This window comes from Arthrobacter sp. GQ119 (genome assembly GCF_059759125.1).
The window spans coordinates 143542-164774 of sequence record NZ_JCAXEA010000001.1 but is presented as its reverse complement, the minus strand read 5'-3'; the positions used below and the strand labels follow the sequence as shown (position 1 = coordinate 164774).

General features: G+C 66.6%; 19 protein-coding genes and 1 riboswitch. Of the genes, 13 read left to right on the top strand and 6 right to left on the bottom strand.

Features of this window, described 5'->3' with window-relative positions; all coding sequences use genetic code 11:
• Positions 1 to 114: 114 nt before the first annotated feature.
• Positions 115 to 783, top strand: coding sequence for a hypothetical protein (locus AC6CH3_RS00825; protein ID WP_498130634.1), 669 nt, complete (start codon positions 115 to 117; stop codon positions 781 to 783).
• Here the strand turns inward: AC6CH3_RS00825 and AC6CH3_RS00820 are convergent.
• Positions 780 to 1688: a LysR family transcriptional regulator gene (locus AC6CH3_RS00820; RefSeq protein WP_498130633.1), complete on the bottom strand. Its 909-nt coding sequence runs from the start codon at positions 1686 to 1688 to the stop codon at positions 780 to 782. The genes AC6CH3_RS00825 and AC6CH3_RS00820 overlap by 4 nt on opposite strands.
• Positions 1689 to 1826: 138 nt before the next feature.
• Here AC6CH3_RS00820 and tdh point away from each other — a divergent pair, with 138 nt between their 5' ends.
• The 5 genes from tdh to AC6CH3_RS00795 all read left to right on the top strand — a co-directional run bounded on the left by tdh (position 1827) and on the right by AC6CH3_RS00795 (position 7383).
• A complete protein-coding gene (gene tdh / locus AC6CH3_RS00815; RefSeq protein WP_498130632.1) occupies positions 1827 to 2873 on the top strand; it encodes an L-threonine 3-dehydrogenase in 1047 nt (348 codons plus the stop codon).
• Between the two features lie 58 nt (positions 2874 to 2931).
• The gene (locus AC6CH3_RS00810; RefSeq protein WP_498130631.1) at positions 2932 to 4128 is read left to right on the top strand and encodes a glycine C-acetyltransferase; all 1197 of its coding nucleotides are present in this window, start codon (positions 2932 to 2934) and stop codon (positions 4126 to 4128) included.
• Between the two features lie 27 nt (positions 4129 to 4155).
• Positions 4156 to 5259 (top strand): NAD(P)/FAD-dependent oxidoreductase, encoded by a 1104-nt coding sequence (locus tag AC6CH3_RS00805; protein WP_498130630.1) that lies wholly within the window; start codon positions 4156 to 4158, stop codon positions 5257 to 5259.
• 11 nt (positions 5260 to 5270) lie between these two features.
• The gene (hutI, locus tag AC6CH3_RS00800; protein ID WP_498130629.1) at positions 5271 to 6470 is read left to right on the top strand and encodes an imidazolonepropionase; all 1200 of its coding nucleotides are present in this window, start codon (positions 5271 to 5273) and stop codon (positions 6468 to 6470) included.
• 103 nt (positions 6471 to 6573) lie between these two features.
• Positions 6574 to 7383, top strand: a complete 810-nt coding sequence (locus tag AC6CH3_RS00795; RefSeq protein ID WP_400577951.1) for a DeoR/GlpR family DNA-binding transcription regulator — start codon at positions 6574 to 6576, stop codon at positions 7381 to 7383.
• A gap of 64 nt (positions 7384 to 7447) precedes the next feature.
• Here the strand turns inward: AC6CH3_RS00795 and AC6CH3_RS00790 are convergent, their stop codons facing one another.
• Positions 7448 to 8128, bottom strand: a complete 681-nt coding sequence (locus tag AC6CH3_RS00790) for a histidine phosphatase family protein (protein WP_400577949.1) — start codon at positions 8126 to 8128, stop codon at positions 7448 to 7450.
• Between the two features lie 96 nt (positions 8129 to 8224).
• On the opposite strand from AC6CH3_RS00790, the gene AC6CH3_RS00785 reads away from it, so the two are divergent.
• Positions 8225 to 9004, top strand: coding sequence for a CPBP family intramembrane glutamic endopeptidase (locus AC6CH3_RS00785; protein ID WP_498130628.1), 780 nt, complete (start codon positions 8225 to 8227; stop codon positions 9002 to 9004).
• Positions 9005 to 9111: 107 nt separating this feature from the next.
• Here AC6CH3_RS00785 and AC6CH3_RS00780 read toward each other — a convergent pair whose 3' ends face one another.
• The gene (locus tag AC6CH3_RS00780; RefSeq protein ID WP_498130627.1) at positions 9112 to 9750 is read right to left on the bottom strand and encodes a VOC family protein; all 639 of its coding nucleotides are present in this window, start codon (positions 9748 to 9750) and stop codon (positions 9112 to 9114) included.
• 187 nt (positions 9751 to 9937) lie between these two features.
• Positions 9938 to 10053: riboswitch (SAM riboswitch) on the top strand.
• Between the two features lie 12 nt (positions 10054 to 10065).
• Here AC6CH3_RS00780 and metX point away from each other — a divergent pair.
• The 3 genes from metX to AC6CH3_RS00765 all read left to right on the top strand — a co-directional run bounded on the left by metX (position 10066) and on the right by AC6CH3_RS00765 (position 14096).
• On the top strand, positions 10066 to 11265 hold the full coding sequence (gene metX, locus AC6CH3_RS00775; protein ID WP_498130626.1) for a homoserine O-acetyltransferase MetX: 1200 nt from the start codon (positions 10066 to 10068) through the stop codon (positions 11263 to 11265).
• Positions 11266 to 11492: 227 nt separating this feature from the next.
• On the top strand, positions 11493 to 12875 hold the full coding sequence (locus tag AC6CH3_RS00770; RefSeq protein WP_498130625.1) for an MFS transporter: 1383 nt from the start codon (positions 11493 to 11495) through the stop codon (positions 12873 to 12875).
• A gap of 102 nt (positions 12876 to 12977) precedes the next feature.
• The gene (locus tag AC6CH3_RS00765) at positions 12978 to 14096 is read left to right on the top strand and encodes a zinc-binding dehydrogenase (RefSeq protein WP_498130624.1); all 1119 of its coding nucleotides are present in this window, start codon (positions 12978 to 12980) and stop codon (positions 14094 to 14096) included.
• 57 nt (positions 14097 to 14153) lie between these two features.
• On the opposite strand, the gene AC6CH3_RS00760 is transcribed toward AC6CH3_RS00765, so the two are convergent.
• Positions 14154 to 15053 (bottom strand): LysR family transcriptional regulator, encoded by a 900-nt coding sequence (locus AC6CH3_RS00760; RefSeq protein WP_498130623.1) that lies wholly within the window; start codon positions 15051 to 15053, stop codon positions 14154 to 14156.
• Positions 15054 to 15192: 139 nt separating this feature from the next.
• On the opposite strand from AC6CH3_RS00760, the gene mmsB reads away from it, so the two are divergent.
• From mmsB to AC6CH3_RS00745, 3 genes are all read left to right on the top strand, one after another.
• Complete coding sequence (gene mmsB / locus AC6CH3_RS00755; protein WP_498130622.1) at positions 15193 to 16095, top strand: 3-hydroxyisobutyrate dehydrogenase; 903 nt, start codon at positions 15193 to 15195, stop codon at positions 16093 to 16095.
• Positions 16096 to 16185: 90 nt separating this feature from the next.
• On the top strand, positions 16186 to 17670 hold the full coding sequence (locus AC6CH3_RS00750; RefSeq protein WP_498130621.1) for a CoA-acylating methylmalonate-semialdehyde dehydrogenase: 1485 nt from the start codon (positions 16186 to 16188) through the stop codon (positions 17668 to 17670).
• A gap of 174 nt (positions 17671 to 17844) precedes the next feature.
• Positions 17845 to 19311, top strand: coding sequence for an HNH endonuclease (locus AC6CH3_RS00745; protein ID WP_498130620.1), 1467 nt, complete (start codon positions 17845 to 17847; stop codon positions 19309 to 19311).
• Positions 19312 to 19322: 11 nt separating this feature from the next.
• Here the strand turns inward: AC6CH3_RS00745 and AC6CH3_RS00740 are convergent, their stop codons facing one another.
• Together AC6CH3_RS00740 and AC6CH3_RS00735 are read right to left on the bottom strand one after the other, a co-directional pair.
• Entirely contained in the window at positions 19323 to 19901 is a 579-nt protein-coding gene (locus AC6CH3_RS00740; RefSeq protein WP_498130619.1) for a hypothetical protein, read from the bottom strand.
• Between the two features lie 62 nt (positions 19902 to 19963).
• Positions 19964 to 21175, bottom strand: a complete 1212-nt coding sequence (locus tag AC6CH3_RS00735; protein ID WP_498130618.1) for a winged helix DNA-binding domain-containing protein — start codon at positions 21173 to 21175, stop codon at positions 19964 to 19966.
• Positions 21176 to 21233 lie beyond the last annotated feature (58 nt).

Here is a 21233-nt window from a genome sequence, read left to right as displayed (position 1 = left end):
TGCCACCCAGTTGAGGGTTAACGGGTTTTAGGCTCCATGTTCTCCATAAGGTCCCGACCCTAAAGTCTGGATTGAGGGCGCCGGAGTCCCGCCGGTGCGGAGGAAGGACATGCCATGCCGGCTTTACAACCGAACATTTTGGGGCGCGCCCTGCTGGCCGGCGCCGTAGTACTCGCCCTGAGCGGGGCCGGAGCAGCGGCGGTCCGGGCCGCCGGCGAGACCGCCGGGAGCGAGGATGCCGCCCTGGTTTCCTCACAGCCCGCGCCGCCAGCGCCCGGCGGCCAGGGCAAAGCGGAGGAAGCCAGAGGCCAGGGCAAGGGGCGTGAGCTTCACAGCGAGAGCGTTGTCAAAAAGGGCGACGGCACCCTTGAAACGCGGATCACACAGTTGGGCACCGTGGAGTCCGTCAGCGAGACGTCCATCACGGTCAAGAGCGAGGACGGCTACACCTTGGCCTATGCCATCGGTGCCGACACCCGGATCCGCAAGCAGGCCGCAGCCGCTCCTGACGGCACCGCGCCCAAGGACGACGCGGGCAAACGCGCCAAGCCCTCGGCCGCCACAGCAGCGGACCTCAAGCAGGGGGACACCGTACGCATCAGGGGCGTCAAGAACAGCGCGTCCATCGCCGCGACGACGATCATTGAAGGCGCCGGCGGCAAGGGAAAAGGCCTCGGCCAAGGCAAGGGATTCGGGCACGGTAAGGGACTCGGCCAAGGCAGGGGACTCGGTCACGGTAAGGGACTCGGCCAAGGCCGGGGCCAGGGCGACGACGTGCCCTAATCGTGGACGAGGCGGGCCATGATGTCCTCCAACGCTTCGCACACCATCATCACGGACGCCCGCTTCAGGTTCTCAGGCCGGGCCAGGATATCGATCCTGCGGCGGGTGCTGATGCCCCTGAGCGGGCGCAACACAATGTCCGGACTCAGCACCGGCCGTGCTGTATGCCTCGGCAGCAGACCGATCACGCCGCCCGCGGCCACCAGCGCCGCCACCGTGGAGTAATCGTTGATGCGGTGCACTATGTTCAGTTCACGGCTGGATACGGCGGCCACGGCGGACAGCACGTCCGCGGGTGAATAGCCCGTGCGGCTGGTTACCCAGGATTCGCCCACGACGTCCTCCGGTTCCAGCGACTGTTGGGCGGCCAGCCGGTGTCCGGCCGGAAGCGCCACGTCGAGGGGCTCATGCGCGAGGGGTATCACCGCCACCCGCTCGGTGGGCCAGCGCGGACTGTGGTCCATGCGGTGGGCCAGCACCAGGTCGTACCGCGCCGTGAGGGCGGGGAAGTCCTGCTGTGCCACGTCCTCATCAAACAGTTGGACTTTCGGCTTGTCGGGCCCGTCCAGCAGCCGTGCGAGCGGCGCGAACAGTGCCTGCCCGGCGCTGTGGAACCCGCTGACAGTCACCGGGGCCACCGTGGAGCCGTGGTAGGCGCCTATCGCCATGCGGGCATCGGCCATCGCGCTGACGACGGCGGCGCCGGCGTCCGCAAGCACCTGCCCGGCCTCCGTGAGGACCAGATTCCTGCCCTCCTTGCGCGTGAGCGGAACGTCCACGCTCTTCTGCAGCTGTGCCAGCTGCTGGGAGACGGCCGACGGCGTGACCAGCAGCGTGTCCGCCACGGCCTTGACGCTTCCGAGGGCACCGAGCTCGCGCAGCAATTCCAGCTGGTGGATTTCCATGGCCCCATCTTATGCCTTAGCTTTTCCTAAATCGTCGATTGAGAAAAATCCCCTTGTGCTAACGCGTTGGAGTGGCTCTAATGAAGGGAGATTCCACCCCGCATGCAGCTTGAGCGCATGCCCAACGTAAGGAAGCCAATGAAGGCTCTGTACAAGGCCGGCGCGCAAGCCGGGTTCGAGCTCGTTGACCGTCCGGAGCCCGAAGCCGGCTCCGACGACGTCAAGATCCGGGTTCTGACCACCGGCATCTGCGGCACGGACCTGCACATCCAGTCGTGGGACGCCTGGGCCCAGAGCATCATCCCGGCCCCCCTCATCGCCGGGCATGAGTTCTATGGTGAAGTCGTCGAAATCGGGGAAGACGTCAGAGACGTCAAGGTAGGGGACCGGGTTTCCGGCGAGGGGCACATTGTCTGCGGCATCTGCCGGAACTGCCGCGCCGGACGCCGGCAGATGTGCATCCACACGGTGAGCGTTGGCGTGCAGCGGGACGGCGCGTTCGCCGAGTACGTGGTCATCCCGGAAACCAACGTGTGGGTCCACCACGATTCCTCCGTGACCCCGGAACTCGGGGCAATCTTCGACCCCTTCGGCAACGCCGTGCACACGGCCCTGAGCTTTCCGCTGGTCGGCGAGGATGTGCTCATCACCGGCGCCGGACCCATCGGCCTCATGTCCATCGCCGTGGCCCGCCACGCCGGAGCCCGCAAGATCGCCATTACGGACGTCTCGGCGCCGCGCCTGGAGCTGGCCCGGCAGCTCGGCGTCGACCTGGCCATCGACGTCTCCACGACGCGTGTCCGGGAGGCGCAGCGCGAACTGGGCCTGCGTGAGGGTTTCGACATCGGACTCGAAATGTCCGGGCACCCCACGGCACTGCCGGAAATGATCGACAACATGAACCACGGCGGCCGCATCGCGATGCTGGGCCTGCCCAGCCAGCCGATCGACATCGACTGGGGCAAGGTGGTCACCCATATGCTGACCCTGAAGGGCATCTACGGCCGCGAAATGTTCGAGACCTGGTACGCCATGAGCGCCATGCTGTCCTCCAACCCAAGCCTGCACGCCAACATCTCCGCCGTGGTCACGGACGTGCTGCCGGCCGCGCAGTGGGAGAAGGGCTTCGATATTGCCCGCGCAGGCGTCGGCGGCAAGGTTGTGCTCGACTGGTCACAATTCTGAGCAGCCCTGATCCCCATCATCACCCCAACGAGACTTTTGACGAGCCGAGGAGCCCCCTATGTATTCAGCAATTAAAGACCAGCTGCGGAGCGAACTGGATGAGATCCGTACTGCCGGCCTCTACAAGACCGAGCGGCACATCGATTCCCCCCAGGCCAACCGCATCGCCGCAGGCCAGATCGGGCAGGAGCCCTCGCCGGTCCTGAACTTCTGCGCCAACAACTACCTCGGCCTGGCCGACCACCCGGACATCATCGCCGCGGCCAAATCAGCCATGGACGAACGCGGCTTCGGCATGGCCAGCGTCCGGTTTATCTGCGGCACCCAGGACCTCCACCTGCAGCTTGAAGCACGTGTGTCCAAGTTCCTCGGCACGGAGGACACCATCCTGTTTTCCAGCTGCTTCGACGCGAACGGCGGAGTCTTCGAGTCCCTGTTCGGTCCGGAGGACGCCGTCATCTCCGACGCCCTGAACCACGCGTCGATCATCGACGGCATCCGGCTCTGCAAGGCGCAGCGATTCCGCTACGCCAACCAGGACATGGCCGACCTCGAAGCCAAGCTCCTGGAGGCCGCGGGAGCCCGCCGCAAGATCATCGTCACGGACGGTGTTTTCTCCATGGACGGCTACCTGGCGCCGCTGGAGGCCATCTGCGACCTCGCCGAAAAGCACGATGCCCTCGTCATGGTGGATGACTCCCACGCTGTCGGCTTCATGGGTGCCACCGGGGCCGGAACCCCGGAACACGCAGGCGTGTCTGACCGTGTGGACATCTACACCGGCACCTTCGGCAAGGCACTCGGAGGGGCGTCGGGCGGCTATGTCTCCGGCCGCCGTGAAGTGGTGGCCATGCTCCGGCAGAAGGCCCGCCCCTACCTGTTCTCCAATTCCGTGGCCCCGGCCATCGTGGCTGCCACGATCAAGGCACTCGATCTCGTGGAGACCTCCGGCGAGCTGAGGGCACGCCTGTTCGAGAATGCAGCGCTGTTCCGCCGCCGCATGACGGAGGAGGGCTTTGAGCTGCTCGACGGCGAACACGCCATTGTTCCGGTGATGTTCGGCGACGCCGTCCAGGCAGCGAAAGTGGCCGACGAGATGCTCCGGAACGGGGTCTTCGTCACGGCCTTCAGCTTCCCTGTGGTGCCGCGTGGGGCCGCCCGCATCCGCGTGCAGCTGTCAGCGGCGCACAGCTCCGACGACGTCGAAACGTGCGTCCGGGCCTTCGTGAAGAGCCGGAACACCGTAGCTGGATAGTTCCCGGCCGTCTGCAAGGATGGAGCCATGACAGCAACTTATGACGTGGTCATTGTCGGCGGCGGGATCGCCGGCCTGTCCTTGGCGTCCACCCTGGCAGGCAGCTGCAGCGTGGCGCTGGTCGAGGCCGAGCAGCAGTTGGCGTACCACACGTCCTCCCGCTCGGCCCGGCAGCTGATCCCCAGTTTTGGCCCGCCTGTGGTCCAGGAGCTGACGGTCCGCACGCTGGAACTGATCTCGGCGCGGGACGCCGCCCTTCCCGTGCCCGTGCTGGCCCCGCGGAGCTTCATGCTGGTCGGCGACGAGGAAACCGTCAGGTCAGGATCCAGCAGCCGAATGAGAATGATCAGCCACGCCGAAGCGCTGGAGCTGTGCCCGGTCCTGAAGCCCGGAAGCTTCTCCGCGGCAGGCCTGGATAACGGCTCCTTCGCCTGCAACGCGCCGGTCCTCCTGGAGGACCACCGGGCGCGGGCCGAGGCAGCGGGCGCGGACATCATCACGGGTGCCCAGCTCCATTCGGCCCAGCGCCTCGGCAGCGGGTGGGAGATCGGTGCAGGGCAGGAGGCGTTCCAGGCCGGCGTGCTCGTCAACGCGGCGGGGGCGTGGGCGGACGAGGTGGCGGTCATCAGCGGTGTGGAAAAGCTCGGCCTCCAGCCGTACCGGCGCACCGCGGCGATTGCCGCCGTCGGACATTCCCTCCCTGAGGGAACCCCCATGGTGGCGGCAGCGGACGACTCCTTCTACTTCCGCAGGGAAGGGGAGGACGTCCTGATCTCGCCGTCGGAACACGTTGTCAGCGCAGCGGAGGACGCCCGGCCGTTCCCCGGCGACGTGGAGCGCCTGATCGCCCGGCTCAATTCCCTGACGACGCTGGGCATCGGCGCCGTACGGACCGCATGGACAGGCCTGCGAACCGAAGCGGCGGACGGCATCCCCGTGGCGGGTTTCGACGCCGAAGCGGCGGGCTTCTACTGGCTCGCCGGCCAGGGCGGGTACGGGTTCCAGACGTCGTCCGCGATTGCCGAAATCGCCGCTGCCCAGATACTTGGACACAGCTCCGGCGGGGGCCCGGGTCCGGAATCCCGGACAGCAGAGGCGCTCGCTGCGACGCGGTGGTCCATCCGGCGCTGAAGAATGGATTCATGAGCACCCTTCTTACCAATATCGGCGAACTGATGACCCAGGACCGCGAACAGCGTGTATTACGGAACGCCGCTGTGGTGATCGAGGGGGAACGGATCGCCTGGCTCGGAGCCGCGGCGGACGCGCCGGCGGCGGATGATTCGTACGACGCCGGCGGCCGCGCCCTGCTTCCGGGCTGGGTGGACTCGCATACGCATCTGATATTTGCCGGTGACCGGACCGCGGAATTCGAGGCCCGGATGGCCGGGGAGAGCTACAGCGCCGGCGGCATCGCAGTCACCACCGGGGCCACCCGCGGCACCGGGGACTATGACCTCACGCGGCTCGCACTCGGCCGGGTGGCAGAGGCAGTCTCACAGGGCACCACGTATCTGGAGACCAAAACGGGGTACGGCCTGGATGTGGAGCAGGAGGCACGGAGTGCACGGATTGCGTCCACGGTGGCCGACGAAGTCACCTACCTCGGGGCGCACCTGGTGCCGGCGGGGATGGATGCCGACGAGTACACGGACCTCGTCTGCGGGGCGATGCTGGAAGCGGTCCGCCCGTACGCGCAGTGGGCCGACGTGTTCTGCGAACGGGGCGCCTTCACCGAGGAGCAGTCGCGCCGCGTGCTGCAGGCCTGCCGCGCCGCCGGCCTCGGGCTGCGCGTCCACGGCAACCAGCTGGGCCCCGGAGCGGGCGTCCGGCTCGCCGTCGAGTTCGGCGCCGCCAGCGTGGACCACGTGAACTACCTGTCCGACGATGACGTCGACGCGCTGGCCGCAAGCTGGTCCGGCGCTGGCACTGGTTCACGCGGCACTGTGGCAACCTGCCTGCCGGCCTGCGACCTGTCCACCCGCCAGCCGCTCGCGCCCGCGCGGCGCCTCCTGGACGCCGGAGTGCCCGTGGCGCTGGCTTCGAACTGCAACCCCGGGACGTCCTACACGAGTTCCATGGCATACTGTGTGACCACCGCTGTGCTGCAGATGGGACTCAGCGTGCACGAAGCCGTCCGCGCCGCGACATACGGCGGCGCACTGGCGCTGGGGCGTGAGTCCGGGAAGGACGCCGACGGCGAACGCGCGGTGGGGTCGATCGCCGTCGGGCACCGCGCGGACCTGCATGTGCTCAACGCGCCGGCCGCGACGCACCTGGCCTACCGCCCGGGAATGCCGCTGACGCACGCCGTGTGGCGGGCCGGGGTCAGGGCCCGGTAGGACCGCGGGTCCGGCCGTCCGCGTGACGTTAGATGATCGTTTGCCGTCTGTTACAATCAGAAAACGTCAATTCTGACGGCAGTTTGATCACCGAGAGGCTAGCATGACCCGCACCGACCGACTGACGGCGATCCTGGATCTCCTTGCCAAAACCGGGCAGGTGGAGGTGGACGAAATCGTCACCCGGCTCGGAGTGTCGCCGGCCACGGCCAGGCGCGACCTGGACAGCCTGGCCAAGCGGCGGCTGCTGACCAGGACCCGGGGCGGGGCCACCACGGGCGCGCTGGCCTACGACCTCCCCGGACGGTACAACCGTGACGACCACGCGGCAGCCAAGCAGGAGATCGCCCTCGCCGCCTCGGCCCTCATCTCTCCGGGCATGGTCATCGGGCTCTGCGGCGGCACCACGAGCACCGCCCTGGCCCAGATCCTGGCCACCCGTGAGGACCTCAACTCGCCGTCCAACCAGCCCACGCTGACAGTGGTCACCAACGCCATCAACATCGCCGGCCAGCTGGCGGTGCGGCCCAATATCAAGGTCATGGTGACCGGCGGCATCCTCAATCCGCGCTCGTACGAGCTCGTGGGACCGTACACAGACATCATCATGCAGAAGGTGGTGCTGGACATCGCGTTCATCGGCGTCAACGGCATCGATCCGGAGGTGGGCCCCACCAACACCGGGGAAGGCGAGGCGTCCGTCAACGCGCTGCTGGCCAGCCGCGCCAGCGTGTCCTACGTGATTGCGGACTCGTCCAAGGTGGGCCGCCGGGCCTTCGCCACCATGGACGGCTATGCGTTCACGCGGCTGATCACCGATTCCGGCATCTCGGCCAAGGACAAGGCCGCCTTTGAAGCCATTGGCACCGAAGTCATCGTGGCGCCGGAAACGCCGCGGACACGGCAGGCCTAGGGAGCCGGCGCCATAGAAGGCAGCAGCGTTCCAGAAAACCACTGGCCCTAGAAAGCCGCTGGCCCTAGAACACCACGGGCGGGGCGTCGAGGACGGTCTCGTCCACCCGGCGCTCCACCCATTGCGTGAAGGGCTGGTCGAGTTCGTACTTGCCGTCTCCGGTGCGCACCAGCATCCGGATCTCAGCGTTGTCCGGGTTGTTCAGCGACTCGAAGTACTCCACCGACCAGTGGAACCAGCGCATGCAGAACAGGCGCATCGTCAGGCCGTGCGTGACCAGCAGGGCGTTGGGGGAGTAGTCCGGCTTGGCCCAGTGCCGGTACAGGGTCTCCATGAATGACGAAATGCGGTCATAGACATCCGACCCGGACTCGCCCTCGCGGAACCGGTAAAAGAAGTGGCCGTAGGCGTTCCGCAGCTCTTTCTGGTCCTCGATGTCGCCGGAGATCTGGAAATTGGCCCAGTCCTGCTCACGGAGCCGGGGTTCCTCGATCACCCGCTCCGTGAGCGAGCCCAGATCGAGTGCTTCCAGCGTCTGGTAGGCGCGCAGATAGGGCGAGACATAGACGCTCACCTGCTGGCCATCCAGCTCGCGCCGGATGCGTTCTCCGGCGGCCCTGGCCTGGTCCACACCCAAAGGCGTGAGCGGAATCCTGTAGTCGGGCACCCGGTTGTAAATGGAGGTGTCGGCATTGGCGGCGGACTGGCCGTGCCGGATCATGATGATTTTCCCGGGCGCACTCATAGTTTCCCAGCATAGGGCCAGCCTGGTACCCAACAGCGGCAGATACGTCCGGAAGCCCAACAGGCAAGTACCAGCAACTGCAGGCAAGATAGGAACATGTTGGTTCCTTCCCGCCGTCGTCTGCGGATCGAAATCTGGATAGTCCTGGGACTGTCGCTGGGCCAGTCGGCCGCCTACTCGGTGGTGCAGCTCCTGGACAAGATGAGCCAGGCGCCGCTCGCCCAAGGCACGTCCACGCTGAACCGTTCGCAAAGCACTCGCGAATATTTCGATCTGACCTACCAGCTCCTGGACATCATCTTCGCGCTGGTGCCCGTTCTGCTGGTCCTGTACTTCATGACGGAGCAGCGGCAGCCCAAGGCCGGGACGGACAGTGACAGCGGCTCGGCTTTCCGGAAGCTCGGCTTCAACTTCGCCCGCCCCGGGCGTGACCTGCTCCAGGGACTGGGGCTGGCGGCGCTGATCGGCATTCCCTCTCTGGGCCTCTATGCCGCGGGCCGCGCGCTGGGTATTACGACGGCAATCATCCCCAGCGCGCTGGACGCGTACTGGTGGACGATTCCCGTCCTGATTCTTTCCGCGGTCCGCCACGGCATCGTGGAGGAAGTCATTGTGGTGGGGTATCTGCTGGACCGACTCGGGAAGCTCGGCTGGTCCGTGCCGGTGGCGATCTTCGCCAGCTCCATGCTGCGCGGCAGCTACCACCTGTACCAGGGCTTGGGGCCGTTCATCGGCAATGCGATCATGGGCGTGGTGTTCGCCTGGATCTACACCAAAACCCGGCGGGTGATGCCACTGGTCATCGCCCATGCACTGCTGGACATAGTGGCCTTTGTCGGCTTCAGCCTGTTCGGAAAGAGCATCGGGCTGGGGTAGGGAAAATAATTCGGCCGCCATCGGTGGGTGGCGTCGTTGACACCCGCTGATGGCGGCCGAAGTGTAGTGGCAGCGTGCTGTGCAGTTGCAGCCTGCTGCCGCGCGCGTCAGATGGTGACGGCGCCTGCTGCGGTTTCAAACGTGACGGACAGAATGCCGGGGGTGCCGTGCGGAGCCATCCAGTTGACGGCGACATCCTCCAGGGGCCGTTCGACAGGCTCACCGAGCCACTCGGTGACCCGTTCGGCGGAGCCAGCGATGGTGAGGCTGGACATCTTCACGTTGCTGTCATAGGCGTTGGACGGGTGCAGGGAAGGATCGCCCTCCCACTTCAGCATGTACGGGACCTGCGGGTCCGCAATGAGGCCCAGGATGCCGATCTGCTTCCACACGAGTTCGCGGCCATCCGGGAACTTGCGGTTGCCGTTGACTGCGGCGCGTCCCAGACGCTCCTCGAACGGGGCGAGGTCGTCCACTTCGACGCACCAGCCCATCCAGCCGCCGCCGGCGGCAGAGCGTGCGCGCACGGCCTGTCCGAACGGGGCTTTGTCCGACGCCGGGTGGTCCAGGACCTCCACGACCTCAAGGTATTTGTGTCCCGCGAGCGGGATAATCATGTTCCGCGTTCCGAAACGGGGGTGTACTCCGCCCTTCACGGCTTCAACGCCGAGGGCGGACGAAATTCGTTCAGTGGTGGCCGCCAGGCCATCGTGTTCACAGGCGTAAGAGACGTGATCCATGCGCATGCCCTCATCTTGGCATCTTGTGACGCGGCTCTCAGCTAAGGGTTGCCTAACCCGTTCGGGCTATGTGCGGAAGAGCAGATTTCCGGGATCCGCTCCGGTGCCCGCCGCCAGCCTTCAGGGCCCGCTGGAGTCACATAGCCGTCACAATCTTCGCGCGGAGCGTGGGCCCTTTCGTAAGCTTGGTCCAGGTCATGAGTGCCAGCGACAGCCCCGGCTTGCTGGCCGGCAACCCTCCTTCCGCGGTGGGGTGCCCCGGGTGAAGACCTGGCCTGCCGGCCAGTTGGCGGCGGGCAAGCGCGTAGAAGAGGTATACCGATGACGATTTCCGTTACCCGCACCGATGTGCCGGACGGCAGAGTTCCCGACGGCGCAGTGCAGGATCGCACAGCTCCCAATGGCACAGTTCTGGACGGCCGAGTTCCGGACGGTGTTCCCGACGGCACAGTCCAGTATGCCAACATCGGCGGCATCGAGCTCGAGGCCGGCGGATTCCTCCCAGACGTCACGCTTGCCTACGAAACATGGGGGACGCTCAACGCCGACGGCTCCAACGCCATCCTGGTGGAGCACGCCCTCACCGGGAGCACCCATGTGACGCGGGGCGGCGGGGACGAGGAAGGCTGGTGGGAGCAGCTGGCCGGACCGGGTGCACCGGCGGATACGGACAGGTTCTTTGTCGTCTCCATCAACATCCTGGGCGGTTGTTACGGATCCACGGGACCGGCGTCGGCCGCTCCTGATGGCAAGCCGTGGGGCTCGCGCTTCCCGCTGGTGACCCTCCGGGACTCCACCGTTGCCGAAGCGCGCCTGGCTGACCAGCTCGGCATCAGCAGCTGGTTTGCCGTTGTGGGCGGTTCCATGGGCGGCGCCCGCGCCCTGGAGTGGGCGGTCACCTTCCCCGACCGGGTGCGCCGCTGCGGCGTGATCTCCGCGGGGGCGAGCAGCACCGCCGAACAGATCGCCTTTGCACAGGCGCAGACCCTCGCCATCCGCCAGGACCCCAACTTCAACGGCGGCGACTACTACGGGGGCCCGATCCCGGAAGCGGGGCTGGCCCTCGCCCGCCGGATCGCCCACATTACCTACCGCTCGGCGCACGAGCTGGACTTCCGGTTCGGCCGGAACGCCCAGGACAGCGAAGCTCCGCTGCAGGCGGATGCCCTCCGGGACCGCGGCCGGTACCAGGTGGAAAGCTACCTGGACCACCAGGGGAGCAAGCTCGTCCAGCGCTTCGACGCCAACAGCTACATCGCCATTACCGAAGCCCTCATGAGCCATGACATCTGCCGAGGGCGCGGAACCCTGAAGGAAGCGCTGGCGCGGACCACGGCGGACTTCTTTATCGCCGCCGTCGACTCGGACCGGCTGTACTTCCCGTCCCAGTCACGTGAACTCGCGGACGCCCTCCCGGGTGACGTGGATGTCCATGTCATCGAAGCGCCGATCGGCCACGACGGCTTCCTCACCGAGATCGGGCAGCTCAGCGCCCAGCTCCGCGGGCATTTCTCGGCCTGATTCCCAGCCTGAACTCCGGCTCCCGGGACCGGCTCCGACGCCGCAGGCGATGGCTTTAGTGCCCCGTGTCTGTGCATTTATGCAGATGCGCCCTGCACTATTTGTCGTTGAGCTTGCGGCAGGGGCAGACCATACTCGTTGGAAACGGCGGCCAGTGGCACACATCACAGGTCCGCCAGAGCCTGGTCCCATGTGGTGTCGACGAAGACGCCGAAGGAGTTCACACAATGAGTACGGAAAACCCGGCCGCAAGCCGCGTAGAGGAAACCGATGTCAAGGCCTCGGGCCTGAAGAAAGTGGTTACGGCCTCCATGGCCGGAACCGTGGTGGAGTGGTATGAGTTCTTCCTCTATGCCTCCGCAGCCACCCTGGTGTTCGGCAAGATGTTCTTCCCCAATTCAGGGACGGAGCTGGATGGAATCATCGCGGCGTTCGTCACCTACGCCGTGGGCTTCGTGGCCCGGCCGATTGGCGGCATCGTGTTTGGCCACTTCGGTGACAAGTTCGGCCGCAAGCAGCTGCTGCAGCTGAGCATCATCCTGGTGGGTGTCTCCACGTTCCTCATGGGCTGCCTGCCCACCTTCGCCCAGATCGGTTACTGGGCCCCGGCGATGCTGGTGTTCCTCCGCTTCGTCCAGGGCTTCGCCGTCGGCGGTGAATGGGGCGGCGCCGTGCTGCTCGTTGCCGAGCACAGCCCCAACAAGTCCCGCGGATTCTGGTCCAGCTGGCCGCAGTCGGCCGTTCCCATGGGAAACCTGCTGGCCACCGGCGTGCTGTTCACCCTTTCCTCCACGCTGTCCCAGGAGGCATTCCTCGGCTGGGGCTGGCGCGTGGCGTTCTGGCTGTCTGCCGTGATCGTCATCATCGGCTACTACATCCGCACCAAGGTCCAGGACGCACCGATCTTCCTCGAAGCCCGCAAGGAAGTCACCGTCGAGAAGAAGGGCTACGGCGTCGCCGAGGTCTTCCGCCGCTACCCGCGCGGCGTCTTCACCGCCATGGGCCTGCGCTTTGCCGAGAACATCCTCTACTACCTCGTGGTGACGTTCTCCATCACCTACCTGAAGGTCGTCGTGCAGACCGACACGTCCCGGATCCTGCTGCTCCTGCTGGTGGCGCACTTCATCCACTTCTGCACGGTCCCGCTGGTCGGCAAGCTGTCCGACGCCTTCGGCCGACGTCCCGTCTACATGGCCGGCGCCATCCTGGGCGGAACCTGGGGCTTCTTCGCCTTCCCCATGATGGACACCGCCAATGACCTCATCATCCTCGCCGCGATCACCATCGGCCTGATGTTCCACGCCCTCATGTACGCCGGCCAGCCGTCCATCATGGCCGAGATGTTCCCCACCCGGATGCGCTACTCCGGCGTTTCGCTGGGCTACCAGGTGACGTCCATCGTGGCCGGTTCCATGGCACCGATCATCGCCACCTCCCTGCTGGGCAGCTTCAAGTCCTCCACCCCTGTGGCGCTCTACCTCCTCGGGGCCTGCATCGTGACCCTGATCTCGGTGTTCTTCCTCAAGGAAACCCGCGGCATTTCTCTGCACGACGTCGACGCCGCCGACGCCCAGGGCACCGCCGACCTTCTGGCCGCCGGCAAAAAGTAGCCACCAGGAAGCAAGCACAACAGCCGGCCCAGCTGCCCGGACCCGCGACCACGCAGGCCCGGGCAGCTGCGTGCCGGCAATCCACCCAAAGGCAGGAATTCCATGCGAGCAGCTGTCCTCTATGCCACCGTTCCCTCCGGAACCCGCTACGCCGAAGCCCGTCCGCTCCTCGTGCAGGAGCTGGACCGGCCCGCACCGCGCGCGGGGGAACTCGGCGTCGCCATCACCTACTCGAGCCTGTGCCACTCAGACCTGTCCGTGGTTGACGGGTCCCGGGTCAGGCCGCTTCCAATGGCGCTCGGGCACGAAGCAGTAGGGCGGGTCGAAGCCGTGGGCGACGGCGTTACGGACGTTTCCGTGGGGGACCACGTTGTGCTGGTCTTCGTCCCCAGCTGCGGCGCCTGCCGGGCCTGCAAGGCCGGGCGTCCCGCCCTGTGCCACCGTGCCGCCGAAGTCAACGGGTCAGGTGACCTTCTGCATGGTGAGGCGGTGCTCCGGGCTCCGTCCGGCGAACGGATCAACCACCACCTGGGCGTCTCCGCCTTTGCAGACTATGCCGTCGTGGCCCGTGAATCGGTGGTGGTCATTGACGACGACGTCCCGGACACGGTGGCCGCGATGTTCGGTTGCGCCGTGCTCACCGGAATGGGGGCGGTCCTTAATACGGCAGCGGTCGACGACGGCCAGTCGGTGGCCGTTTTCGGCCTCGGAGCCGTCGGGCTCTCCGCAGTGATGGCAGCGGCCCTCGCCGGCGCCGCGGCCGTGATCGCGATTGACCCCAACACCAGCAAGCACCAGCTCGCCCTGGACTGCGGTGCCACTGCCGTCGGCACGCCAGAGGAGGCTGCGCGGCTGATCGCGGAGGCCACCGGTGACGGCGTGGACACCGCCATCGAAGCAGTGGGTTCCGCCCGCGTGATTGCCTCCTGCCTGGAGCACGTGACGCGCGGCGGTGCCGTGGTCTCCGTGGGGCTGCCGCACCCCTCCGCAGAACTGACGGTGCCCGCCCTGCAGTTCGCCGGTGCGGGCAAGCGTTTGCTGGGCTCCTACATGGGCGACGCCTTGCCCGAGCGGGACATCCCCCTCTACCTGGGGTACTGGCGTGAGGGCCGCCTGCCCGTTGAGCTGCTGCATACGGATACCAAGCCGTTGGAAGAGATCAACGAGGGCCTGGACGCGCTAACCGCAGGAGAGGTGGTCAGGCGGCTGTTCCGTGCCTGACTCAGTTCCGTGCCGGAGGTGTGTTCCCGGCCTGAAAGCCTTTACAGGCAGACGGCGTCAGGCCGTGAGCACGTCCTGGCGTTCCTGCACCTCGTCCTTGAGGGCCGCGAGGACGGCCTGCACCCTGCCGGACCTCAGCGACTCTGGCCGCGCCACCGCCCAGACGGCGAGCTGGCGCTGGAAGTCGTCCGGGAGCACCGGCACGAAGTCGGGCCTGCCTGCCACCATGAAATTCGGCAGCAGGCCGATGCCCGCACCCCGGCGTACCGCCTCCACCTGCGCAAAGATGCTGGTTGCCTGGAAGCTGGACTTCGGCATGGGCAGCTGTGAGGCCCGGTGGCCAAGCTCGGCCACCTGGAGTGCCGATTCAACGTAAGACACAAAGCCGTGCTGCCCAACGGCGTCGAGCGTTTCAGGCAGGCCGCGCTCTGCGGCGTAGGCGGGGCTGGCATAGAGCCGCAGGAAGTAGTTGGAAAGGAAGATGGGCTGGGCGTTGCTGACATCGGTCCGGCCCACCACGATTTCAAGATCCACGCCGGACCTGTTCTGGCTGACCTTCCGGGTGGCGCTGAGCATCTCCACATTCAGCTGCGGATTCCGGCGCTGGAGGCGGACCAGCGCGGGGGCCACGAACTCGGCGCCGAACCCGTCCGATGTGCTGATCCGCACCAGGCCGGAGAGCGCGTTCTTGTCCTCGCCGATGAGGCCCGAGAGTGAACCAAGGGTTTCTTCAATGGCTTCGGCCGCCGCGACCGCTGACGCTCCGAGCTCTGTCAGTTCCCAGCCATGCGGGCTTCGTTCCAGCGTACGCCCGCCCAACTGCTTGTCGAGCGCCATGATCCTGCGGGAAATCGTGGTGTGAGTTGTGCCCAGCGTCTCCGCGACGGCGTTGAACCGCCCCAGGCGGGCGACGGTCAGCAAAATCAGCAAATCGTCCGGACTTGGAAGCCGACGCACCTGGCGTCCTTTCACCCAATGTGCATCAGTGCACATACCATCTGTAGTTTTTCCCCTTGATTGCACTCTAGCAGGATGTGATGGTTGACAGAGATCTTCCGGCCCGGAGGCCGGACCCAAAAGCAAAGGAGCTTACGCGATGGCAGTAGTCGGTTGGATCGGCCTGGGGAACATGGGCGGTTCCATGTCAGCAAATCTGGCAAAGGCCGGGCACGAGGTGCGCGGATTCGACCTCAACCCGGCTGCTGTCGCCGCCGCGGAGGCCGGCGGAGTGAAACCCGTGCAGAGCATCGCCGAGGCGGTTGACGGCGCCGACGTCGTCTTCACCATGCTCCCCAAGGGCGAGCACGCCAAGGCCGTCTACCTTGGCGCGGACGGGGTCCTGGCCCGTGCCGATACCCGCACCCTCCTGGTGGATTCCTCCACGATCGATATCGCGTCCGCCCAGGAACTGCACGACGCCGCCGCTGCCGCCGGCTTCCGCTTCGTGGACGCCCCAGTCTCGGGCGGAATGAGCGGGGCGAAGGCCGGAACGCTCACGTTCATGGTGGGTGGCGAAGAGGGCGCGGTGGCTGACGCCACGGGCTACATCGGGCCGATGGCCTCCAACATCATTCCCACCGGCGGTGCCACCACGGGCCAGGCAGCCAAGATCTGCAACAACCTGATGCTCTTCATCAACCTGGCGTCGACGGCTGAAGGTGCCGTGCTGGCCGATCGCCTTGGCCTCGACAAGCAGGTGTTCTGGGACATCGCTTCGGTCTCCTCGGGGGACAGCTGGGCCCTGCGCACCTGGTATCCGGTGCCCGGCGTGGTCTCCACCGCCGCCTCCAACAACGATTTCGCGCCGACGTTCACCACTGAGCTTGCCAACAAGGACATCGGCCTGGCCATCAGCGCGGCGGAGGACACCGGGACGCCGCTGGAAATCGGCAAGCACGTCCAGCAGCTGTTCCAGCAGCTCATTGACGCGGGAGAGTCGGGCAAGGACTGCTCGATGATCATCAAGCTCGTGGACGGTTCCCTGCAGCCCGCCAAGTAGCCGGGCCCGCCAAAGTAGCGGGCGCCCTGTATTTACCCGGCACGTCCCAGTCCCGTGCCCCCAAGAAACTGCGCAAGAAAGAGACACTCCATGGAAACCATTCCCCATTTCATCAACGGCAGCCGTGTCAGCGACGCCGACCGGTTCGGACCCGTTTTCAACCCCGCCACCGGAGAGCAGGAGAAGGAAGTGGCGCTTGCCTCGGCCGCCAGGGTCGAGGAGGCCATCGCGGCGGCCAAGGCGGCGCTGCCTGCGTGGCGGGCCACGAGCCTCGCGAAGCGCACCAATATCTTCTTCCGGGTCCGCGAAATCCTGATGCAGCGCAAATCCGAGCTCGCGGCGATTCTGACCAGCGAGCATGGCAAGGTGCTCTCCGACGCCGAAGGTGAGATTTCCCGCGGCCTCGAGAACATCGAGTTCGCCACCGGACTGTCCCACATGCTCAAAGGTGAGCGGTCAGAACAGGTCTCCAGCGGCGTCGACGTTCACTCGGTCCGGCAGCCCGTCGGCGTCGTGGCATGCATCACGCCCTTCAACTTTCCGGCCATGGTGCCGCTCTGGATGATCGGCAGTGCGCTCGCCTGCGGCAACACCGTGCTGCTGAAGCCCAGCGAGAAGGACCCGTCCTCGGCCGTCTTTATCGCAGAGGTCTTTGCCGAAGCCGGGCTGCCGGCCGGCGTGCTGAACGTCGTGCAGGGCGACAAGGAGGCCGTCGATGTGCTGCTTGAACATCCGGACGTGAAGGCCGTCAGCTTCGTGGGTTCAACGCCCATTGCCCAGTCGATCTACAAGCGCGCGGCAGATCATGGCAAGCGCGTCCAGGCGCTGGGCGGCGCCAAGAACCACATGGTGGTCCTGCCCGACGCCGATTTGGACATGGCGGCCGATGCGGCCATCTCCGCGGCCTACGGTTCGGCGGGGGAGCGCTGCATGGCGGTCAGCGTGCTCGTGGCTGTCGGCAACATCGCCGATGACCTCGTGAAGGCAATCACGAGCCGGATGGCCGACCTCAAGATCGGTCCCGGCACCGACCCGTCGTCGCAGATGGGGCCGCTGATTACGGCGGAGCACCGGGACCGCGTGGCCTCCTACGTGGCAGGCGCGGAAGACGAAGGCGCCACTGTCGTCGTCGACGGGCGCTCGCAGCAGTTCGATTCGAACGGCTTCTTCATCGGCGTCAGCCTGGTGGATCACGTCAAGCCCGGCATGAAGGTGTACGACGACGAGATCTTCGGCCCGGTTCTTTCGGTGGTGCGCGTGGACACGTACAGCGACGCCGTCCGCCTGGTTAACGAGAACGAGTTCGGCAACGGGGTGGCCATCTTCACCCGCGACGGCGGCGCCGCCCGGCAGTTCGAGTTCGACGTCGAGGCCGGAATGGTGGGCGTCAACGTGCCGATTCCCGTCCCGGTAGGAACCTTCTCCTTCGGCGGATGGAAGAACTCCCTGTTCGGCGACACGCACATGTACGGCCCGGACAGCATCCGCTTCTACACGCGGGGCAAGGTGGTCACCACCCGCTGGCCCGATCCGTCCACATCCGTCATCGATCTCGGGTTCCCGCAGGTCGACTAGCCGGCAGGCCGAACCCCACCCGGTCTGGGGGTAGGGCAGTCTGGAGCAGGGCAGCCTGGAGCAGGACAGACTGCAGCAGAACAGCCCGCGTCCCTCCGCTGACAGCGGCGGGGCGCGGGCTGTCGCTGCTTCACGGCCGCTAATAATGTCCGTGCCCACTGAAAGACTGTCCTCATGGAAGGCAACGGCGGGCCGGATCAGGCTCCGACAGCGGCAGTAGCGGGTGGTGGTGTCACGGTCAGCGATCTGGCCGCGTTCCTCGCCGCTGTCCAGCCGTGCGCTGACAGCGCTGCCCTGATTGACCAGTTGCGGGATCTGGAGGATCTGAAGTCGGCTGCGGCTGCGTTGCAGGCCCGGGTCGCGGTGGCGTTTGATGTGCTGCAGCGCCGCGAGCAGGCCGAGACCGGGCTGCCGGCGGATGAGCTGGGTCAGGGTGTCGGCGCGCAGATCGCACTGGCCCGGCGGGAGTCTCCGGCCCGTGGCGGCCGGCTGCTGGGCCTTGCGAAGGCGCTGGTGACGGAAATGCCGCGCACTCTCGGAGCCCTGGAGTCCGGGGAGTTGAATGAGTGGCGGGCTACGTTGCTGGTGCGCGAGACGGCATGCCTGTCCGCGGCGGACCGGTGCGCTGTGGATGAAGAGCTCGCCCCGGACACCGGGGCACTTGCAGGCGTGGGCGACCGCGCCCTGATTGCGGCGGTGCGGGCTGCCGCCTACCCGCTGGAGCCACACTCGGTGGTGAAGCGGGCCAGTCATGCCGTGACCGAGCGGCGAGTCAGCCTGCGGCCAGCGCCGGACACGATGACCTACTTGACCGCTCTGCTGCCCGTACAGGCAGGAGTGGCAGTATATGCGGCGCTGAGCCGCTATGCCGACACAGCACGTTCTGATGGAGATGCGCGCTCCGAGGGCCAGATCATGGCCGATACCCTGGTCGAGCGGGCCACCGGCACGCCCGGCGGAGTCACCGGCGTCGAGATTCAGCTGATCATGACCGACCGGACCCTTTTCCAAGGTGACAGTGAACCTGCCCGTTTTCCCGGCTATGGCGTGGTCCCGGCAGCCTGGGCAAGGGAGACCCTGCAATATGGCGGCGGCACCGCCTCCGATGACCCTGCCTTTGGTCTGTGGCTTCGGCGGCTGTACACCGCCCCGGGCAGCGGCGAGCTGGTCGCCATGGATTCGAGGGCCAGGCTCTTTCCAGCGGGGCTGTGGCGCTTCATTCACGCTCGTGATGACACCTGCCGCACGCCCTACTGCGACGCCCCGATCCGGCACCACGACCACATCATCCCGTGGCATGACGGCGGGACCACGAGCTCGGGCAACGGCGCCGGACTCTGCGAGGCCTGCAACCACACCAAAGAATCGCATGGATGGTCGGTGAAACCTCGTTTCCGGGCGCCTGGCCGTGGAGAAGCGGGCACAGGGAGATCAAGGCACACTCTCGAGGTACGGACCCCCACCGGGCACAGCTACTATTCGACCGCGCCGCCTCTGCCTGGAACCCTGCTGGTGCCGGAAATCCAGCGTGAGGGCGTGGGCCCCGAAGAAGTACGCCAAGGACGCGAGCAACGACGTGAACACCGGCGCCTTGCCAAAGCGCGCAAACGGTTCCGGGCGGAAACGGCGCGGGCGGCCTGAAGCCTGTGCGGCTAGCCGTTCATGATGTCGTTGCGCCGGGACATGTACTCCTCCATGGAGATTTCACCGTTGCTGTATTGCTGGTCGAGCTCGGCCAGTTTGCGTGCGCGGTAACCCTGCGGGGCGGCCGGGGGCGGGGGAGTGGCCGGGCCCGTTTCCGGCTGCGGACCGGCCTGCTGCGGCTGCGGCGGGTTGGCGCGGTACTCAGGGCTGTCCTCATAGGGAACGCCGCCGGGCTGCCCGAAAGGTGTTCCAGGCGGCGGGACTTGGCCGGGCTGGGGAACTTGGCCGGCCTGGGGGAACTGGGGGTACGGCGTATTCGGGTACGGCTGGTCCAGAGGCGGAAGCTGCTCCCGGTCACGGGCCGGCGGATGGCCAAAGCCTCCGCTCATGTAGTCCTGCTGCGTGTAGCCGTCCCGGGGCGTGTTCTTTGGCCTGCCCTGGCCCGGAAACTGGCCCGGAAACCCGCCCGGATTCTGCCCGTAGAAGTTTCCGTCCTGCTCCCGCCGTTGGACCGACCTCCGGTACATGCGCAACCCGATGGGAATCAGGAACGACAGAATGATGATCCAGAAGAACAGGTTGTTCATAGCAGTGCGGGCCTCTCATGGGTGTCAATCCAGCTTAGTCCCCGAAGCCCTGGGTGTGCCGGTCAGCGCGTTGTCGGCATCCCCAGAAACGCTTCATACTCTGCCACGGCGCGGTCCAACGCGCGGTCCAACGCGCCGGCCAAGGCTCCGTCCGCCAGGGCTCCGTCCGCCAGGGCTCCCGCGGTGAGGCCTTCCGCCGGGCCAAGGGGGCCACTCATCCGGATGTCGAGGTGGCAACGCTGGCCGGGTGTCCCAGGCCGCACAAAGCTGTGCCGCCAGGCGCCGGCCATGCGACCGTCCAGCAGTACAACATGGATGGGGGCGTCGTTCACAGGGAAGGCAGGCGCGGTCCCGCCGAGGTATCCGCGGGAGACGGAGTACCCCATGATGTATTCGTCATAACACTGGACCAGATCGATGCGCGGGGCGGAACCGGAGTGTTCCGCGCTGCCATGGCCCGGGGTTACGGCTCCAGAAGTTTCGGCTCCAGGGTCGAGGTAGAAAACGACGCCGTCAATCACCGCTTGCTCGAGCGCCGCGGGATCGTCCTCCAGGGCAAGGGCTACGCCCAGGCGGATGTCGGCCATGGTCATCCCGGACCAGTCTGCGCAGTCCTTGACGGTGGCAGGCCCGCGGCTCCGGAAATACCGCACCGCCAAGGCAGCGAGGGCCTGTTCCCTCGGCAGCTCCCCGGCCGCGTCCGGGCCAACCCGTTCAGCGAAGGACGCGTACGTCTGCGGGACCGCGCCAGAGGCACTCCGCACCGGCGCTCCGCTGACGAGCACGCCACTGATTTCTGCGTGCATTATCAGGTAGGCCAGGACAAGTCCCTTGGCAACGAAGCCGGCGCGCTCGAGTTCGGCCGCCACCTGTTCGCGCGTCAGTTGCCGGCCGCCCGCCACGGCGGCTGCCAATGCCGCTCCGCTGCGGGCCGCTGCTGCCGGGTCAATACCGGCCCGGCGGTACATTCCGGCATTGGCCTGGTGCAGGCGCGGGGCGGACAGCGCCCGAAGCCACGGCAGATCATCGCGGTGTACAAAATGCCAGGTGGGCCGCAGGATGTGCGTCCGGAGGATCCGTCCGTGAGCGACTGCCTGCTCGACGTCGTTCGCGGTTGCACCGGCGGTTCGCTGGGCAAGCGACCAGCGGGCATAGGGAAACTCCTGGGCCTGGACGGCCAGGAGGTTCTTCAGTGCATCCTCCGCCGAAGCTGCCGCGGGGTCGCGCAGCTGCTGGCTTGCCAGTCGGGTGCGTACAACGGCCTCCGTGTCCACGTTCACATCCTGCCCTTCCCGGCCCGGCCGCGCCAGCGTAGGCAGTTGCCGGCGGGTA

Coding starts and splice junctions, on each gene's coding strand:
- AC6CH3_RS00805 (WP_498130630.1), top strand. CDS start 4,156: ATGACAGCAACTTATGACGTGGTCATTGTCGGCGGCGGGATCGCCGGC.
- AC6CH3_RS00785 (WP_498130628.1), top strand. CDS start 8,225: ATGTTGGTTCCTTCCCGCCGTCGTCTGCGGATCGAAATCTGGATAGTC.
- AC6CH3_RS00750 (WP_498130621.1), top strand. CDS start 16,186: ATGGAAACCATTCCCCATTTCATCAACGGCAGCCGTGTCAGCGACGCC.
- AC6CH3_RS00765 (WP_498130624.1), top strand. CDS start 12,978: ATGCGAGCAGCTGTCCTCTATGCCACCGTTCCCTCCGGAACCCGCTAC.
- AC6CH3_RS00795 (WP_400577951.1), top strand. CDS start 6,574: ATGACCCGCACCGACCGACTGACGGCGATCCTGGATCTCCTTGCCAAA.
- AC6CH3_RS00825 (WP_498130634.1), top strand. CDS start 115: ATGCCGGCTTTACAACCGAACATTTTGGGGCGCGCCCTGCTGGCCGGC.
- hutI (WP_498130629.1), top strand. CDS start 5,271: ATGAGCACCCTTCTTACCAATATCGGCGAACTGATGACCCAGGACCGC.
- AC6CH3_RS00770 (WP_498130625.1), top strand. CDS start 11,493: ATGAGTACGGAAAACCCGGCCGCAAGCCGCGTAGAGGAAACCGATGTC.
- AC6CH3_RS00745 (WP_498130620.1), top strand. CDS start 17,845: ATGGAAGGCAACGGCGGGCCGGATCAGGCTCCGACAGCGGCAGTAGCG.
- AC6CH3_RS00780 (WP_498130627.1), bottom strand. CDS start 9,750: ATGCGCATGGATCACGTCTCTTACGCCTGTGAACACGATGGCCTGGCG.
- AC6CH3_RS00740 (WP_498130619.1), bottom strand. CDS start 19,901: ATGAACAACCTGTTCTTCTGGATCATCATTCTGTCGTTCCTGATTCCC.
- AC6CH3_RS00820 (WP_498130633.1), bottom strand. CDS start 1,688: ATGGAAATCCACCAGCTGGAATTGCTGCGCGAGCTCGGTGCCCTCGGA.
- AC6CH3_RS00810 (WP_498130631.1), top strand. CDS start 2,932: ATGTATTCAGCAATTAAAGACCAGCTGCGGAGCGAACTGGATGAGATC.
- AC6CH3_RS00790 (WP_400577949.1), bottom strand. CDS start 8,128: ATGAGTGCGCCCGGGAAAATCATCATGATCCGGCACGGCCAGTCCGCC.
- metX (WP_498130626.1), top strand. CDS start 10,066: ATGACGATTTCCGTTACCCGCACCGATGTGCCGGACGGCAGAGTTCCC.
- mmsB (WP_498130622.1), top strand. CDS start 15,193: ATGGCAGTAGTCGGTTGGATCGGCCTGGGGAACATGGGCGGTTCCATG.
- tdh (WP_498130632.1), top strand. CDS start 1,827: ATGAAGGCTCTGTACAAGGCCGGCGCGCAAGCCGGGTTCGAGCTCGTT.